Annotated in this window: 13 protein-coding genes; 4 read left to right on the top strand and 9 right to left on the bottom strand. The window is 66.1% G+C overall.

Annotated features, from left to right (window positions below; genetic code table 11):
* Positions 1-10: 10 nt before the first annotated feature.
* The 4 genes from OHB00_RS40490 (at position 11) to OHB00_RS40475 (ending at position 2,912) form a co-directional block, all read left to right on the top strand.
* Positions 11-346 (top strand): hypothetical protein, encoded by a 336-nt coding sequence (locus tag OHB00_RS40490; RefSeq protein WP_406442557.1) that lies wholly within the window; start codon positions 11-13, stop codon positions 344-346.
* 4 nt (positions 347-350) lie between these two features.
* Complete coding sequence (locus OHB00_RS40485) at positions 351-1,778, top strand: WXG100 family type VII secretion target (protein ID WP_406442555.1); 1,428 nt, start codon at positions 351-353, stop codon at positions 1,776-1,778.
* Between the two features lie 88 nt (positions 1,779-1,866).
* Positions 1,867-2,079 (top strand): hypothetical protein, encoded by a 213-nt coding sequence (locus tag OHB00_RS40480; RefSeq protein ID WP_406442553.1) that lies wholly within the window; start codon positions 1,867-1,869, stop codon positions 2,077-2,079.
* Positions 2,080-2,150: 71 nt separating this feature from the next.
* Positions 2,151-2,912, top strand: coding sequence for a metallophosphoesterase family protein (locus tag OHB00_RS40475; protein WP_406442552.1), 762 nt, complete (start codon positions 2,151-2,153; stop codon positions 2,910-2,912).
* A gap of 245 nt (positions 2,913-3,157) precedes the next feature.
* Here the strand turns inward: OHB00_RS40475 and OHB00_RS40470 are convergent, their stop codons facing one another.
* The 9 genes from OHB00_RS40470 to OHB00_RS40430 form a co-directional block, all read right to left on the bottom strand.
* Positions 3,158-3,421: a hypothetical protein gene (locus tag OHB00_RS40470; protein WP_406442550.1), complete on the bottom strand. Its 264-nt coding sequence runs from the start codon at positions 3,419-3,421 to the stop codon at positions 3,158-3,160.
* Positions 3,422-3,691: 270 nt separating this feature from the next.
* Positions 3,692-4,954, bottom strand: coding sequence for an MFS transporter (locus OHB00_RS40465; protein ID WP_406442549.1), 1,263 nt, complete (start codon positions 4,952-4,954; stop codon positions 3,692-3,694).
* A 460-nt stretch (positions 4,955-5,414) separates the two neighbouring features.
* Entirely contained in the window at positions 5,415-5,651 is a 237-nt protein-coding gene (locus tag OHB00_RS40460; protein WP_406442547.1) for a cytochrome C oxidase subunit IV family protein, read from the bottom strand.
* A gap of 3 nt (positions 5,652-5,654) precedes the next feature.
* Positions 5,655-6,245 (bottom strand): cytochrome c oxidase subunit 3, encoded by a 591-nt coding sequence (locus OHB00_RS40455; RefSeq protein ID WP_406442545.1) that lies wholly within the window; start codon positions 6,243-6,245, stop codon positions 5,655-5,657.
* Positions 6,242-6,958, bottom strand: coding sequence for a hypothetical protein (locus OHB00_RS40450; RefSeq protein WP_406442543.1), 717 nt, complete (start codon positions 6,956-6,958; stop codon positions 6,242-6,244). Before OHB00_RS40450 ends, OHB00_RS40455 begins: the two co-directional genes overlap by 4 nt.
* A 211-nt stretch (positions 6,959-7,169) precedes the next feature.
* Positions 7,170-8,174, bottom strand: coding sequence for a DUF4331 family protein (locus OHB00_RS40445; RefSeq protein ID WP_406442541.1), 1,005 nt, complete (start codon positions 8,172-8,174; stop codon positions 7,170-7,172).
* 1,411 nt (positions 8,175-9,585) lie between these two features.
* Positions 9,586-10,524, bottom strand: coding sequence for a hypothetical protein (locus tag OHB00_RS40440; protein ID WP_406442539.1), 939 nt, complete (start codon positions 10,522-10,524; stop codon positions 9,586-9,588).
* Positions 10,525-10,805: 281 nt separating this feature from the next.
* Complete coding sequence (locus OHB00_RS40435) at positions 10,806-12,311, bottom strand: GMC family oxidoreductase (protein WP_406442537.1); 1,506 nt, start codon at positions 12,309-12,311, stop codon at positions 10,806-10,808.
* A 564-nt stretch (positions 12,312-12,875) separates the two neighbouring features.
* A complete protein-coding gene (locus OHB00_RS40430; protein ID WP_406442535.1) occupies positions 12,876-13,748 on the bottom strand; it encodes a LysR family transcriptional regulator in 873 nt (290 codons plus the stop codon).
* Positions 13,749-15,037 lie beyond the last annotated feature (1,289 nt).

The following is a 15,037-nucleotide window of genomic DNA, read 5'->3' as shown; positions in this document are numbered from 1 at the left end:
GAGGGGCAGGATGGCGCACAACGACATGAACGGCACCGTCAGCGTCGACACCGATGGCTTGGAACAGTTCGCTGACTACCTCCAGAACGACACCGTCTACGCGATTAGAAGAGCGTCCGAGGGGGTTCACGCCCTCAACGACGGGGGCGTCAACGCGTTCGGTGTACTCCTAGCGCAGGTCCTCGGGGTGCCCGCCCGCATCGCGATGGCAGTGACTGCCGATCACCTCGACGACTTGGCACACACCATGGCCGACGTGGCTAAATCGGTATACGATACTGCGTCCGTCTACGAAGACATCGAACAGGCCAACGTGCTGCGCATCCGTAAGGCGCTCCAGTGGTGATTTCATGTCACAGCTAGATCTCACCTCGGCCGACTGGTCCTCGGGAGCGGGCATCGTCGATAGCTTCCACGGGCTGATCGAGGGCGTGCGTAGCGCTCACGACGGCGATGTGGCGGCCACCGCGGCGGAAATCGGTATCGGCGTGGTGTCCTCGGTGCTCGACGTGATTGCGGTCGGTCTCGATCCGCTGAGCAAATTGACCGCTGTGGGGCTGGGCTGGCTCATCGAGCACCTGGCCTTCCTGCGCAAGCCGCTCGACCTGCTCGCGGGCTACCCACAGGCCGTAGCAGGAATAGCGGAGTCCCTGCACACATACGCGCAGGACCTCCGCAATGCCGCTGAGGGAATGCTCTCGTCAGCGCGTACGCACACCACCGATTGGCAGGGCCCGGCATCCGACGGCTTCCGTGACAGCATCACCGCCCACGCGCAGAAGATGCACGCCGCCGGCCAGGCCGTGGACACCACCGGATACGTGGTCGAGACCACGATGGCGTTGATCACGGCGGTCCGCGCCCTGATCCGCGACATGATCACCTCCGTGCTCGGCGACATCGTCGCGACCATGCTCGTCGCGGTGGCCGCCGCTGCTTGGACTTTCGGCGCTTCGCTCGTCGTCGGTGTGAGCCGCTGCGTTGCCCTCGCGGTCGTCCAGGTGACGCGCATGATGAAGAAGATCAGCCAACTGGTCGGCCTGTCGGCTCGCTCCGCCCAGCGACTCGACTCACTGGTCGACGTCCTCGGCAGACTGGCGGCCGACGCCCGGGTCAGCGGTGGAATTCGCCGCGCCGCTGCGCCGCGGCACAATGAGGGCACAGCCGGACATGAACTGGACGTTAATCTCGCACCAGCACCTCACTCCCTCAGCCCAGATAGCGCCTGGCATGACGATGGGCAAGGCTTCGACGTTTTCCGGGACTGGCTCAACGCCGACCGGCAGATGAACCCGCCCCCCGCGCGGGAAACCGCCTCCGCGGAGGAGCACGGCCCCGCACGCGAACCTGCGGAGAATCCCGTCCGCGAACCCGCCGAAGGATCCGTCCACGAGCTGCCCGTGTCCTCAGAGCATGAGAGCGCCGATAGCGGGCTGCCGGCTGCTTCCCCGGCTCCCGCGGTCCGGGCAGCTAAGGATTCGCCGCTGAAGAGGTTCGACGTCGCCGCGCTGAAGAAGCACGAGAGTTGGCTGCAGAGCCCAAGGTTCAACGGCGCCTTCAACCGGGTGAAATTTTTTGACAGGTGGACGAAGTCCCACTTTCCCGCCGCTTATCCCTACATCAAAACGCTCAGCGATGCGAAGAGCTCGAAGAACTATATTGGCCTGGCTGACAAATTCGCCCTGACGTTGGGAAAGTCCCTCACCGACATACAGCAGCAAGCCGAGCGAGCTTGGTCCGCGTCCGACCAGCAAAGCCAACAGCCCGCCAAGCCGTGACCCAAAATCCAACCGGCGCGGCGCCACCGCCTGAGGATGGTGGCGTCATTCCGTTGAGGAACACCTGACCCTGTCGGTAAACGATCGTTTGACGACAGGCGGCACCCTGCGCGACGCCCTCCGCAAACTCGGCGTCCCGGCCGAGAAGGGCCGCACCTCGGCCATCCGCCAGCTCGTCCTCCAGGCCCCGGCGCCCGTCATCGCCCAGGCACTGGGCTACCACGACAAGAGCACCACCCGCATCGCCACTGAGGCCGGAGCCCCCTGGAAGAGCTACGCACCCGGCGACCACACACGCTGAACGGCCCCCTCGAACTACGCGCCCGGCGAAAGATCACACCACTCGGCTGCCTTCGCCCCACAGTGGTGACCATGCTGAACCGAGTAGCCGTCCTGTCCGACATTCACGGAGTCCTGCCGGCCCTGGAGGCAGTACTCGCCGAACCAGACATCGGCACCGCCGATCACATCGTGCTCACCGGCGACATCACCGCCGGCCCGCAACCGGCCCAGGTCCTCGACCTGCTGACCAGCCTCGGCGACAACGTCATCTGGATCAGCGGCAACGCCGACCGCGAACTCCTCGAATACCGCCGGGGGCAACGCGACACGATCCCCGACCCGATCGCCCCCTGGGCCGCCGAACAGCTCCGCGAGGACCATCTCGACCTTCTCAGCTCGCTTCCGCGATCACTTTCCCTGTCCGTGAACGGGCTGGGAAAGGTGCTGTTCTGCCATGCCACCCCTCGTGATGACGAGGAGGTCGTCCTGGTCGACTCCCGCCTCGACCGCTGGGAGGAAGTCTTTGACGGACTCGATGCCGACATTCGCACCGTGGTCTGCGGCCACACCCATATGCCGTTCGTCCGCCTCGCCCACGGCCGGCTCGTGATCAACCCCGGCAGCATCGGCATGCCCTACGGACGAACCGGAGCACACTGGGCCCTGCTGGGACCGGGCGTCGAACTCCGCACCACGCACTTCGACCTCGAAGCCGCAGCCACCCAGCTCGGCCAGGAATCGTCCTACCCTGAAATTACCGAGTGGGCCGACTACTTCCTGCACGCTCGCGTGACCGACGGCGACGCCCTCACAGCCTTCGCCCCACGGGACGGACGCGACCACAGCCCGTGACACCCGCTTCCCATCCACAACAGCGGGCAGCCAAACAGCGACTACACGATTAACGACGCCTACCAATCCCGAGGCCGGTCCAGCACTCATGCGGGCCGCCGCCGGACCGATGTCTTCCCGCACCGACCGAGGATGGGAAGCTGATCGAGCAGTCAGCCAGGGCGTCCCGTCCCGCGCGTCGCATTCCGCCGGCTCGTCAACTGCATCGCCGGATCCGTGCCGGAACCGGCGGCTTCGGGCCACGACTACATGCCGAATTGTGAAGAGCCACTGTGGGCGACATCGAGGTCGAGACTCATCACGATGTCAAAGCCGATGGCCTCAAGGGTCACTCCGGCCGTAAGCGAGCGGCCCAGAGCCCGGGCTGCCGGAGCGGAGCAGGTGCCGGCGGCTGCTGGAACGGCTGATCCGAAGAGCAGCGCCGCGACCAGTACCGTGACCACGACGGACCGGATCGCGGTCGATCTGTCCTGATCACGGCGGCAGATTACCGGGGAGGCGGAGCTCATCCGGATTTCACCTGGTGGGGACAGAGGGGGGGCACCCAGGAAGAAATGAAGTTCCGGTTTCACTTTAGAGGAGCCCCCTTACGAGATTGGTCGCACCGCTTCGGCCGCTCATGGCTGGTGCCGACTAACGGCAGAATTCTTCCCATTCTGTGCCGCGCTGCCAGCTGCCCGCCAGTTGGCTCGACCAGGGTGCGAGGGGCCGACGATTGCGACAGGAAGCCGGCATCCGCAGACATCAACGGTTGACAGCCGGCAAAGGGGATCCCGGCGTTAATGCGCGAGCGCGGTGGCGTTTTCCGGCTGTTCCGACAGGTCGCCTTCACCGCGGAACGACAGCAGGCGTGAGGGAAGAAGCCAAAGGCAGGCAAGTGTTCCGCCGATCGCACCGACCCACAGCGCCACGGGGATTCCGGCTGTCGCGGCGATGAGGGCACCGGCGACCGCGCCCAGCGGCCGGAGGCCGAAACTCACCGTCTGGTACGCACCCCGGGTCTGCGACCGGAGGTGAGGGGGAACCACCAGCGCGAACACTGAGCCGACCGAGATGTCCTGAACAGACTCACCGCCGCCGCCCAGCAGTGTCGAGACCAGGACCAGGGCGAAGACGAGGCTGCCGGTGGCACCGACGGCGGGGATCACGAGGAGCGGAGCATGCGACAGCACGCAACCGACCAGGAGCATCCGGCCCAGGCCGATGCGGCGGGCGAGGCGCGGAGCCAGGGCCGCGCCGATGAGTCCGCCGATGGCCTGCGCGCTGAATACGAACCCGATCTCGGCGCTGGTGAGGGACAGCTTATGGACGTAGTACCAGACGAGCACCGACAAGAAGAGCATGTTGAAGAAGTTGCCGGTGGCGGTGACCGAGAGAGCCGTCCTGATCAACGGATTTCCCCGGATGAAGGCCAAACCCGGCCGCCGGTCGCGGCTCTGCGGGGAGCCGAGTTCATGACTGTTACCGACCGGGCGCAGCCGGAGGAGAAACACGGCGGCCGCGACGGCGGTGGCCGCGTCCACGCCGATCGCCGCTGGTACACCCGCGATCTGGACCAACAACCCGCCCACCGAAGGTCCGGCCAGGGCCGCGGCGGTCAGGCCCGTATAGGAGGCCGCCTGCCCTGCCACGTAGAGCTCGGACGGCAGGGTGGTGGCGAACAGGCCGCTCTCGCTGACATTCGACAGCACCGAGCACAGGCCGATGACGACCAGGATGACGGCCAGCTGGGTGAGCGAGAGCAAGCCGGCGGCTGTTGCGATCGGGACGCTGCTCAGAGCGGCGACCCGCAGGAGATTGGCGCCGGCCAGGAGCCGACGATGGTATCCCGTCCGGTCGGCGAAGGAGCCGGCCGGTATGGCCAGGAACAGGCTCGGGAGCCAGATCACGGCGGACAGGACGGCACTTTGGACCGCGTCGGCGCGCAGGACTTCGACGGCGGCCAGTGGCAGGGCCACCGAGGAGATGGCGTCACCCAGGGCGGCCAGAGTGGTGGCGGACCAAAGATTTCTGAATGCGGAATGGTGCAGCGGCGCCGGCACCGAAGGACGAGGAACCCGCAAGGTGATGGAGCCTGTTTCTCGCGATGGTGGATATTGTGTGAGGTGTGTGACCGCTCCGGTGCCAAAAGAATGGCACCGGAGCGGTCGGTCAATTTACCAAGAGTGCTGCTTCTTCATTTTTTTCACCTCCACTGCTCACGGGCTCCCTTCCATAAGGGAGTCCCTCGAAAAAAGTATTCAGGAGATCTTCGAATATCGCAAATGCCGATATTGTCGCCGCTGATGCCGAATGGGCATTGACCGACCCGTGAGAGCGCGTTCCAGTGGGCCGGACAAAGCGGACGTCGGGCCCGGCGCTGGACGCGACGATTCCAGGCTCTTCTTGAAGTAAATCAGTGCCTGCCGGAGGATCCGCCCGTGCTCGCGCTGGACAGCTGAGAATTACTACTTCAGATTTGCGGACCCTCACCAGTCCACGTCGGGCCATGCACAAGACCCTTCAGAGGATCAGGTAGAGAGCGAGCAGAGTGGCACCCGTGACCACGACATAGACCTCGAAGGCGCCGCGAAGGGCCGCCGGGGCGTTGCGCAACTCCATGAAATGCAGACCGACCAGGCGTACCTTGATCAGCGCGATCGCCACGACCGCGCAGCCGATCGGTGTCGACGTGCTGCCTTCGATGCCCAGCAGCCAGCTCGACAGCGTGGCCAGGACGAGTGCCGGAAAGACCCACATGTGTCATGCCACCAGGTAGAAGAGCGGGAAGAGGACGAGCCAGAGCAGGTCCACCATGTGCCAGTACGCGGCCGCCCCCTCGGCGACCAGCAGTTGGCCCCGGCTCAGGGCCTGCCGACGGGACAGGACGATGAGGACCGTCAACGCGCCCAGCCCGATCGCCAGGTGCGCCAGGTGGATGCCGGTGAACACGAAGTAGTACATGAAGAAGTCGTTGCTGGTCGGTGTATGTCCGCCGTGAATCACGAGCGCGTATTCGGAGCCTTTGACGGCAGCGAACCCGAGCGCGCACAAGAGCGCCCACGGCAGTGTCCGTGTGGGGCTGCCGGATCGCAACTGCCGCAGCCCGCGCGCCACCAGCGCCGACGCGGTCAGCAGGAGCAGTGTGTTCAGCAGCCCCAGGTCTGGATGGAGGGCCCGCTGGGAAGCCCGGAACATCATCGGGTGCCGGCCGTGCAGCACCGCGATGAAGCCGAAGAACACCGAGAACATGATCATGTCGCCGAAGAGGAAGATCCAGAGACCTGGCTCGCCGGGGACATGGCGGTGGTGCTGGGGTGCCGAGTGCTCGGTCTCGGCGGCGGTGGCGGTCATACCGCGGGGTCGAGGACGGCCGGGGCTCGGTCGTCGTCCAGCCGGCTCGCAGCCCGCACCATCAGGAAGGTCATGACGAGGAACCAGGCACCGAAGGCGCCAGCCGCGACCCAGAACGAGAGGATGCCGTTCCAGGCGAAGGGGCCGGTCTTGAAGAAGGTCAGCAGGATGCTCGGCAGGAAGAGGAAGGCCATCCAGAAGTTCAGGTACGCGGACCAGCGGGGCAGGAGCGGCGTGGGGCGCTTGTCGGCCAGGATCGCCACTCCGACCACGGTGGCCTGCCCGATCGCCGGGAAGGCGTTCATGACCAAGGTGATCCAGGCCGTGTCGTTGAGCGCCATCGTGATGTCGGGCGAGCGGTCGGGCCGGTAGGCCGTCGCGGTGAAGATCAGGACCGGTACGAAGATCGCGGCTACGTTCGCGGCGCCGCAGACGAGCTGGGTGGCGGCCAGCGGCGCCAGCCGCGAGTCGATACGCCGGATAAGGCTCGACAGCGCCGCGACGAAAGGTGCGGTCGTCACCGCGCCGACGAGCATGACCACGAGGCCGGCACGGATCGAGTTGGCGTGGTCCGTATAGAAGGCCGCCACCCGCTCCGCCGACCAGCTCGGCGCCATCGGCGGTATCCAGTGGGCGATCAGCAGGGCAGCGAAGAACAGTGCGATGAACAGATAACCGAAGCTCGCGCAGGCGATCAGGATTCGGCGGGACATGGTGGAATCTCCTGGTCCGGAAGGGACGGGTACTGAGCGGGCTCCGCTGCCCGGCTATGAGGACGTGCGGGTGGAAGCGCCGACCCGGCGATCGACCTGGGGAAGGCCGCCGGGTCAGGCTGTTCTGGTGCGTCGGACATGGGAAATGCGAATGGAGTTCCGTTTGTGTTGCGGGGTTCGGGTTCGACGTCCGGCCCATGCCCGGGTGGCGTCAGGCCGGTTCGCTCAGGTAGGGGAACTCGGCGCGCAGCGTCCCGGTGGCGTCGCCGGCGTCCAGGCCCATGGTGACAGGAGCGTTCAGCACGATCTCGAACATCGCCTCGGGGGCCGACTCGGTGAGTCCCCTGCCGTTGCGCACCTTCGCGCCGAAGCCGGCTTCGGTGCCCACCTGGTAGCGCAGGACGTCCGGGAAGAGGATGTCCCGCGTCGCGGCGCCGTAGCCCTCCGGGTCGGAGTGCGTGTCGTTGGCGGACACGAGGCTCGCGACCTTCCGGCGTACGAGGTCTCCATAGTTGGCGAGGTCATCATGGGGATCAGTGGCGTTGTAGTCGTCGAAGCCGGCCTCGGTGACATCGAACAGCGTGCTGACGAGCGGTGTCGCGCACCGGTTGATCTGCAGCCAGCCGCCGTGGTGGTCGTCCAGCGCGGTGGTGGCCCAGAGGCCGATCGTCTCCGATCCGATGAGCTCGTCCGGTACTTCGAGGACGATGGCGGTGACGTTGGTGCCGGCGAAGATGTTCGAGGCTCGCTGCGGGTCGAACTCGGACAGGTCCACCGGCGCGCCGCTTTGGAGCGCGGTCAGAACCGCCGTGATAACGGTGCCGTCGAGGTAGAACGGGTCGCCAGCCCGGCCCACGAAGGCCTTGACGCCGCCCGGCGTGGTGACGATCTCTTCCGTCCTGCCGCTTGCCAGGAGAGCGCCCGAGGCGTTGCGGTCGGTGGCCTCGGCGCCGGTGAGCCGCTCCAGCACCCAAGCCTGCCGGCCGTCCGGTTCGGCTGCGAGGAACCCGAACCGGAACGTCAGATCCTGCACGGCGTCGTCGTCGGTGTCGATGTGGAACTCGTACAGCGCCTCGGGGTGGAAACCCTTGTCGGCTGAGACCGGATTGGTGTTCATGACGAGGACGGTGCCGTTCTGTCCCTTGAACAGGTAGACATCGCTGATGTCCAGGCGAGGGTCTTGCTTTGCCGCAGCTGAATCCTGGTGGTGAGACATGGATCGGCCTTCCGTGTGGGCTGAGCGGGACAAGGCGTGGCGATGCCTTGCCGACTTGACAGTTGTTGTGTGCACAGCAATTCGACGATCGGTTCTGCGAACCCAAGCCGCTGCGGCACCGGCCGCCTCGATCGGTCGAGCGCGGTGCCCGTTCGAGGCCTGCGCCAAGCCGGTTGCGGCTTGATGCGGCCTCCGTTGACGCACGTGCCGCCTGAGCTCTCCGGCTCGACGGACGCCGGGCTCAGGTGCTCTCAAGGTCGTGGCCAAGCAGTGTGTTACCGCTGCTGCGCTGGGCACCCCGATGTCGAAGTGCGTGACACCGAACATCCTGACCCGAACCGATCACGCGTCGCCAATGCCTATCCGGTGGCTCTGTATGCCGGTTCGGCATCAACCCTCCCTCCTGCGGGAAGTCTTGGGATGGATCACGCGGGACCATGCCCCAAGGTGACGAGCCGCGGTTCCGCAGATCGCTCCGGATGGGCACCCAGCAGGACGATCGCGGTGAGCGCCCCCGATGAGTCCGAGCCGCTAGGCACGGCCGGGGTGTTGACGGACCGGAACTCTCATCATGGATCCGTCAACCAGGACGCCCAAGTCATCCGCAGAGCGGATGCCGCGCCAGTCCGCGCGGCCGTCAAGACGATGGTGTGCTCCCCGGCCCCTGGTGGACGTCCTTTCGGTGTCCCTCGCGATCGCAGGCCTTCGCGTGTCGCTACGGCTGCATCGGGATTCCACAGCACCAGGAGGTCGTTCAGGTCGTTCCTTTCGGGCCAGGCCCGCCTGCGCAGGCGGCGGACTGCGAGGCGGGCATGACGGTAAAGAAAGGGCGGGGGCGCACGGTGGCCGGCTCCCAGAGGGGCAGGGACTGTTCATGGGAGCTGGCCGGATGGTGGGCCGACTCCCATGACGGGAGGATGTCGGGAGCCGGCCTCGTCCGAGCGCCGACTTCGGGAACGCGCCGACCGTCGACCGGACACTCGAAACTCTAGGACCGACACCGAGCTGGACGAGCCGCCCTACGGGGTAACGGGTCCGAACAGACCATCTGATCGCCCCTTTCGTACCTGGCCCGCCCCGATCACCATGCGGTCAACAAGCCTGGGCTTCATCGGCGTCCGGTGGCGGACGGAGAGCCGAGCGCAGTGCTCGTGCCGTCACGCCGGACCGCTCGACAGCCCGTGTGAACCAGGGCGGGGGCTTCGTCGAGCCGTTCGGCCTCAGTCAACCCCTGTGCGAACACGCGCAAGGCCTTGTGTCGCCTCGGTCCAGAGACCTCAAGACTGAGTCAGCCGCACGGCCGTCCTTGCCGGCCGCTTCCTGATCCGGCCGTCGGCCGGCCTGCGCAGATGCCCTGCTGCTGCGCCCGGACCGCTGAGTGATTTTCGGATAGGGCTCTACGAACAAGATGTCAGGGAGTGACGTCCCGGTTCCGCCAGCTGAGTGAATAGGCCGCTAGGCGAGCACGCATCAATTCTCCGAGAGGTCGATGCTCCGTTGCCGCGGTCCAAGGGTTGAAGCTGCTTTTTTCGATGGTCTCGGCCAACGCCGCGTCCGGTGCCTGCCGAGGCAGGCGCAGTCGTGCCACGGTGAGCCACGGGGCGTCCCATCGGACCGAGGAGTCTTCGATGGGCGTACGAGTCTCGTCCTCGAAGAACTGGGCTTGGAAACGGAACTCCAGGTCGTCGTCCGTGAGTCGCGTGAAGATGTCGGCGGCCAGATCTCTGCGGGCCGCTTTGTTGATCTTCGTCGAAGCGGCGCACACCTTCAACCGGGCCGCGTAGTCGCCGAACGCGATCGGCATGATGCTGAAAAAATCGTGCGTGGCGAATCCGGTGAACGGTTTCGTCATGTCGCGGAAGTTCGCGACAGCGCTGCGTGTGAGCTGGGGATTCATCGCGGCTTTACGGAGCGCGGCGCCGGGCGCGCTCGTGGAGAGATCGACGATGCGGACAACGTCCGCGCTGCCCCTGACCGCTAGCGTCTCCTGACTGACCAGGGTGAAGTTCTGCTCGACAGCGACGGACGATGGCGTCGAGGCCCCGAGCACCTTGATCGCGAACCCGCGGATGTCAGGAGCCCGGTCGACGGAGAAGTTTCCGTTGGACAGCCGAACGTGCGCCTCGAAGGCAGCGGGAGCGGCAAAAATTCCCTGCCTCGCATAATCAGGGAGATCTTCTTCCACTACTAGGACGGCCTTCAGGGCAGCAACCTGATTGCGGTGCAGCGCTCTGCCGTGGCCATGTTTCTTCAGACGCTTACGTTGCAGTTCACTGAAAACGTGTGCCTGTTCCGTATGCTGGGTATTCTCGTCGGGCAGAAACACTTCGCGCCATTGAGTGCTCGGCATGTGAGACCTTCTCGATGTTCGGCCCCCTGTCGGACAGAGGGCGGTTACAGCCTGGCGTCGTGATCGGCGCCCATGGACTTCAGCCCCGACGCGCCGGCGTTCGGGGGTGTTGTGTGTTCGCGCCGATGGCGCCCGTACGAGGCAATCCGCGGGGCAGCCGGCACGTAAGTGCATAAATCACTGCTCCGACGAGCGTTTCATCCACCATCCGCCACAAGAACTTCACTGTTACCGTTCCTTCGTATTCAAGGGCCGCTGTCCGGCCATCGTCCAGCGAGTACTCAAGGCCGTCTCGCGTCACGTCGGATGCTGTCGGCAGCCCGTTCGGCGACGGCCAAGACCGTCGCGTTGACTCCGGTATTGGGGATGGACGGCATCACCGAGGCGTCCGCGACACGCAGACCGTCGACGCCGCGCACTTTCAGGTCCGGGTCGACGACGGCAAGGTCGTCCGTCCCGGTGCGACAGGTGCCGACGGGGTTGTAGAAGGTCGTCGCGTTCCTGCGGATGTAGGTGACGAGGTCGTCTCCCTTTCCCGGAGCGGCCTCCCGGGTGCCCCACTGACGCCAGGCGGGCATGCGGCCGATCTCGCGCGCGATGCCTAGGCCCGCGAGCATGGCGGACACATCAGCGCCGTCGGCGAGGTAGTTCGGGTCGATCAACGGGAGCCGACCCGGGTCCGGGCTCCTGAGCCGGACCGTACCCCGGCTCGCGGGCGCCGTGTGAGCGAAGGCGACCGTGTGTCCGGGTTCGGACGTCCCGACCTCCGCGGTGTCTGCCGGAGCGCCGAGCAGCATCACCTGAATGTCTGGAACGACTGTCGCGCCACTGTGCACCAGGGCGCCGACCGTACTGAAACCGTGACTGGTGGTCAGTTGCCTCCCCGCCGCATAGATCACAGGACATTGCAGGTGATCGTGCAGATTGGCGCCGACACCGGGGACATCGGCCAGCACCGGAATTCCGACATCACGCAGGTGCGTCGCGGGGCCGATACCGGAGAGCAACAGTAAGTGGGCGGAGCCTACGGTCCCGGCCGTCAGTATCACCTCGCCGCGCGCTTCGGCACGATCCACCGTGCCGAAGGACTCGTATTCCACGCCGATGCAGCGTCCGCCCTCGACCAGCAGGCGGCTGACGCTCGCCTGTGTGGCCAGATGCAGATTGGGCCGATCGAGCGCCGGGACCAGATAGGCGTCCGCGGCGCTTTGCCTGCGGCCACCCGCCCCCGCCAGGTCGCACCAGAAGGCACCATGCTGCCGTTCACCGTTGATGTCGTCCGTGAGATCGTGACCGGCCTCGGTGAGCGCATCGAGGAAAGTCAACGACGCGTCGTCGAGCCGGGTCGTCGGCGCCGCCCACACCGGCCCGATGACTCCGCGCAGGGCGGGGTCGCGGCCTATCGCCGTCTCGGTCCGACGGAAGAACGGCAGTAGTTCGGCGTAGCTCCAGCCCTTCGCACCGTTGTCCGCCCATCCGTCGTAAACGGCGCGATGCCCGCGGACGTGCATCATCGCGTTGATCGAGGTCGATCCCCCGAGGACCCGTCCGCTGGGCCAGCGGTGAATGCGTGACAGCGTCCCGGACTGCGGCGTCGTCCAACGTGACCAGATGATCTCCTTGGCCGGAATGAGCGGGAACGCCACCGGAAGATGCATGGCCGGCGGCCCGATCGCGGAGCCGGTCTCCACGAGAAGCACCTCCGCCGCCGCGTCTTCCGACAGGCGCGCCGCGACGACGCAGCCGGCCGTCCCGCCACCGACCACCACATAGTCGTAGGCAGTCATCTCGTCCCCGCCTACCGGTGCCCGGACGCCCGACCCGGCAGATCAGGCGCCGAGTGGGTGGCTGTCCGCGTGAACAGGCCGGTAGCCGTGGGTTCGTCGTCCGCCCATCGGCTGGTCAGTCCGAGGGGGCTCCGTCGCATTGCGGCATGGGACAGAGGTGCATGGACACCTGTTCCGGCATCATGCACGAGTGAGCCGCGACAACACATTGACACATGTCTTTTCTGTTAAGCCGAGTTCCGTGTCCGGTCAAGCATTGCGGCCCACGACTCGTCATACCAATGCCGATTACCGGACCCGTCATGCCGATCAGGCATGGCGCTTGCAGTGAAGTTCTGCCTCCCCTCTCCGCCGCCGCGGTGGTGACGCCCACCGGTCCGTCCGCATTGCGCTGGGCCCGCCCCGCCACGTTCAGCCTGAGAGACGCCCGCGGCTTGCCAGAGGGCCATGGCGACGACTCGCTCGTCTGGTTCCCCACCGCACACGGTGTCGGAGATCAGGGCAATCCCGACGAAGACGCGGTTCTTCAGCACCAGACGCGGCCAACCGCCGGCCAGGGTGCTTCTATGTCGAACCAAGCGCCGCTATCACGATTTTCGCGAACTGGTCGATGGACGGCATCTTCCGATTCTTGGCGTACGCCAGCGCCACCATGCGCGGGGCAACCCCCGTGAGCTGGACGTAACGGATGTCGGGGCGACGGTAGAAATCAGCGAGTCCGGCCGCGACAACGATGAACCCGGTGCCGGACGCGACGGCTTCCAGGCTCTGTTCGATCGAGGTGGGCCGATGGACTTCCGGGTGACTGCGCGCCGCTGTCGCGTCAAGGTCGGTGCCGCGCCACTCCGGTACGTCACCCGGGTCCTGCAGCAAGCTGTACGGCGTCAGCTCCGCGATGTCGACGATCTGCGCCTGCGCCAGCGGGTGTTCGTCGGAGAGTGCCGCGACGCGCGGCTCGGGGAACAGGGGCACGATCTCGAAGGTATCGACCGGCAGGGGCAGCCGGACGAAGCAGACATCAACACGACCATCGAGCAGATAGTCGACCTGGTCGGTGGGCGCCGTGTGCAGCACCTGCACATTGACCTCCGGCGCCAGCGCTCGGAACTGCCTGACGATCGGTGTGACTATCACCCCTGGCATGAAGCCGATGGTGAAGTGGTGGCCCTCACGGCTGGCGAGACGGACTCGCCGCTGCAAAGCCAGTGATGCCGCGAGCAGCGGCCGCGCGTCCTCCAGCAACTGACCACCGGCCGGTGTGAGCGCCGTACCCAGCGGGCCGCGCTGGAGCAGCGACGCTCCAAGATCGTCCTCGAGGGCACGAATCTGCCGACTCAGTGCGGGCTGCGTCATGTTCAGTCGCTCGGCGGCACGCACAAAGCTGAGCTCTTCGGCAACCGTCACGAAATAGCGGAGACGCCGGAGGTCGATATCCATGACGCCATGTTAACCACGCTGCTTTTCCTGTCGAACTGCGAGCCGAAGAAGCATGCTGGGCTTTGACGATGCCCAACCGGCATGACTTCTTCGCAAATCGGCATTGGCGTCACTCGGCATCCATGACCATGATTGGCTGATGCAGAGCGGCCACAGATGGGCCGAGGATGCTCAGACCATGCATTACATCGATGCGGTCACACTTGGCACCTACCATCCGATCGCCTTCCGCCCATCGGAATTATCCGCCTGACCTTCGAGGCGGTGGCCGTGGGAGAAGCCAGGAACTGGCGTCTACTGAGCGAACCACAGGCCGGTCGCCGTCTGTTCCCGCACGGCGCTCCCCTAAAGCCGTTCCCGAGTATGCGCAGGGACCTGTCCAGCGATATTCGACTCACGGCCAATGAAGTCATCGCCTCTGACGACGACCCAGGCATTCGAGTCGGCCTCTTTCGGCACAAAAGGCCGGGCGAATCCTGCACGGCCCTGCCGGAAAGAGATGGGACGCCGTTCAGTACTCGGCATTCCCTTGGACAGCATGACGGCCTGGCCCGATCCCTCAGCGGGGCTGCTCACCCAGGCGGTCAGGCCGGCACGGCCGGTGAAGCCATTGCCGCATGGGTGCGCCACGATGCCGATCGGCGTCATGGCGGCACAAGGACTCTTCCCCTGACGCGCCTGCCGTGCACATGTGTCCGTGGGAGTCCCGCAACCAACCGGCCGTGACCGCCCGCAGAGGGGCGCACGCGTCAGGTCGAGGCAGCGGAGGCGTCGCCGCCTGCGCCGGCTCCGCCCAGACCGGCTTGCCGCCCGGCTCGTGGGGCGCGTGCCCCCGGCGGCCGGCCAGAGATGTCACGAGCAGGCCTCCCGGTCCGACTCGGCGAGACGCTGGTTCCCACCCCGGCCCTAAGCCCCACGGCATCCCAGAGCTTGCCGGAGGGACGGCGGAGACAATGAGCACGAGGGAAATTCACCTGACTGCCTACCGGCTACCGGCTACCGGCTACCGGGATGCTTGGCCACGGACACCGTTGACGTCCCTGTCCACCCAACAGGCCGTGAGCTTACGAGATGGCGTCCCGCCGAGTGGTGTAACCGATCAAGCTGACGGAATCACCAGGTCACGGCGTGAATGGCCGTCGTGGGAGGCCCTGTTGAGGCTCGCGGGGCCGGGATCAGCGGTGATCGCACGCGCGCCCAGCAGCGGCCCGCACCGGACGGCTCCGAAGCGGAGGCGGCGGACCGTGATCGGCTACACCACGACGGGGGACACGACCGCTTACGAGACT

It is taken from the genome of Streptomyces sp. NBC_00631 (genome assembly GCF_045206895.1).
Lineage (GTDB): Bacteria > Actinomycetota > Actinomycetes > Streptomycetales > Streptomycetaceae > Streptomyces.
Note: the sequence above shows the minus strand (reverse complement) of the source record. Positions and strands in the feature narration are given on the sequence as shown.